This window comes from uncultured Sphingorhabdus sp., from assembly GCF_937872355.1.
In the GTDB taxonomy this organism is placed as follows: domain Bacteria; phylum Pseudomonadota; class Alphaproteobacteria; order Sphingomonadales; family Sphingomonadaceae; genus Sphingorhabdus_B.
In genome coordinates this window covers 1-2,439 of sequence record NZ_CALMSV010000261.1, presented here as the reverse complement: position 1 = coordinate 2,439, position 2,439 = coordinate 1, and the positions used below count along the sequence as shown (strand labels likewise).

General features: G+C 66.1%; 3 protein-coding genes. All 3 read right to left on the bottom strand.

Features of this window, described 5'->3' with window-relative positions:
• The coding region (gene trbE / locus Q0239_RS16630; RefSeq protein ID WP_298604928.1) for a conjugal transfer protein TrbE at positions 1-2,011 on the bottom strand (2,011 nt) is incomplete at its 3' end.
• An 11-nt stretch (positions 2,012-2,022) separates the two neighbouring features.
• Entirely contained in the window at positions 2,023-2,298 is a 276-nt protein-coding gene (locus Q0239_RS16625; RefSeq protein WP_298604924.1) for a VirB3 family type IV secretion system protein, read from the bottom strand.
• Positions 2,298-2,439: TrbC/VirB2 family protein (locus tag Q0239_RS16620; protein WP_298604926.1), on the bottom strand; the 142-nt coding region annotated here is incomplete at its 5' end. The genes Q0239_RS16620 and Q0239_RS16625, both read right to left, overlap by 1 nt.

The window sequence follows — 2,439 nt, the reverse complement described above, 5'->3', positions numbered from 1 at the left end:
TCTTCTTGCGCAGCGTCTTCAGCCATTCGCGCAGCTGCGCGGCGAAGGCCGGGCTATCGAGCACCAGCCAGCCCTCGTCGATGATGATCAGCGTGGGCGAGCCGTCGAGCTTACCTTCGATCCGGTGGAACAGGTAGGAGAGGACGGCGGGCGCAGCGGCGGAGCCGGTCAGCCCTTCGGGCTCGAATGCCTGGACCGGGGAATCGCCCAGATGTTCGGCTTCGGCATCGAGCAGCCGCCCGAACGGCCCGCCGATGCAATAAGGACCGAGCGCCTGTTTGAGTTCATGGCGTTGGAGCAGCACGGCAAGGCCGGTCAGCGTCCGTTCGGCGACCGGCGCAGTCGAAAGCGAAGTCAGCGCCGACCAGAGATGCTCTTTGGCGGCGGGATCGAGCGCGACGCCTTCGCTGCTGAGGATCGCCCCCAGCCATTCGGACGCCCAGTTGCGTTCGGCGGGTTCGTCGATCCGCGCGAGCGGCTGCAGATGCACCGATGCCGCGCTGTCGTCGGAGAGGCTTGTCCCCAAGTCCTGCCAGTCGCCGCCCATCGCGAGCGCCGCCGCGCGGATCGAGCCGCCGAAATCGAACGCGAAAACCTGGGCGTTTGCATAGCGGCGGAACTGCATTGCCATCAGCGCAAGCAGCACCGATTTGCCCGCCCCGGTCGGCCCGACGATCAGGGTATGGCCGACATCGCCGACGTGAAGCGAAAACCGGAACGGGGTGGAGCCTTCGGTCTTGCCGAAGAACAGCGGGGGCGCACCGAAATGCTCATCCCGTTCCGGCCCGGCCCACACGGCGGAGAGGGGGATCATGTGGGCCAGATTGATGGTGGAGATCGGGGGTTGCCGGACATTGGCGTAGAGGTGGCCGGGGAGTGAGCCGAGCCAGGCTTCGATCGCGTTCATGCCTTCGGCAATCACGGTGAAATCGCGGCCCTGGATGACCTTCTCGACCAGCCGGAGCTTTTCGGCAGCGAGCGCGGGATCGGCGTCCCACACCGTCACCGTCGCGGTGACATAGGCTTGCCCGACATGATCGGCGCCGAGTTCCTGAAGCGCCGCATCAGCATCGGCGGCCTTGTTGGTGGCATCGCTGTCCATCAGGACCGACGCCTCGTTGGTCATCACCTCCTTGACGATGGCCGCGAGCGACTTCCTCTTGGCGAACCATTGCCGCCGGATCTTGCCCAGCAGCCGCGTTGCATCGGTTTTGTCGAGCATGATGGCGCGGGTCGCCCAGCGATAGGGAAAGGCGAGCCGGTTCATCTCGTCGAGCAGGCCGGGGAAGGTCGCGCTCGGAAAGCCGATCACGGTCAGGGTGCGAAGATGCGTCTCACCCAGTCGGGGTTCGAGTCCTCCAACCAGCGCCTCGTCGGCGAGCAGCGCGTCGAGGTGCATCGGCGTTTCGGGAACGCGGACGCGCTGCGCCTTGTTCGAGACTGTTGAATGCAAATAGGTCAGCGTTTCGCCGTCATCGAGCCAGGCGATTTCGGGAACGAAGCCTTCGACCAGCCTCAGCAGCCGGTCGGTGCGGTCGGTGAAGGTCGCCAGCAGCTCGTGCGGATTGACTCCGGTCGCGCTCTTGCCCTCATAAAGCCAGGTCTCGGCGCGCGCTGCGTCCTCGGCGGGCGGCATCCAGACCAAGGTGAGGTAATAGCGGCTCTCGAAATGCGCGCCTTCCTCGGCGAACTGTGCCGCGCGTTCGCGTTCGACCAGCGCCGATGCCGGATCGGGAAACGCGCTGTCGGGATAGTCCTGCGCCGCAGCCCTCGCGGCTTCGACGAAGATCGCCCAGCCCGAACCTAGCCGCCGCAGCGCGCTGTTCAATCGTGCCGTCACCGACACCAACTCAGCAGGCGTGGCGGAATCGAGGTCCGGGCCGCGGAACCGCGCCGAACGCTGAAAGCTGCCGTCCTTGTTCAGCACCACGCCGGGAGCGACCAAGGCCGCCCAAGGCAGGAAATCGGCCAGGCGGTCGGCCTTGTTCCGATATTCGCGCAAGCTCATCATCGCCAAGGGCCTCACACGCTCAGGAAGTTGGGAAAGCGCAGGTGCCGCCGCGCGACGTCCACAAATTGCGGGTCGCGCTTCGCCGCCCAGACCGCGATGACATGGCCGATCGCCCAGATGACGATCCCGGCGATCCATAGGCGCAGGCCCAGCCCGATCGCTCCGGCCAAAGTGGCGTTGGCGATAGCAAGCCCGCGCGGGGCGCCGCCGAGCAAGATATGCTCGGTCAGCGCCCGGTGGACCGGGACATGGTAGCCGGGGATGGCGGTGTCTGCGGACGGTTCCATTACACCAGCGCCCCGCCGCCGAACGAGAAGAACGACAGGAAGAAGGACGAAGCTGCGAAAGCGATCGACAGGCCGAAGACGATCTGGATCAGCCGCCGGAATCCGCCCGAAGTGTCACCGAACGCCAGCGTCAGGCCCGTG

Bases quoted from the DNA above. Each gene is read 5' to 3' on its own strand.
- Q0239_RS16625 (WP_298604924.1), bottom strand. From the start codon at position 2,298: ATGGAACCGTCCGCAGACACCGCCATCCCCGGCTACCATGTCCCGGTC.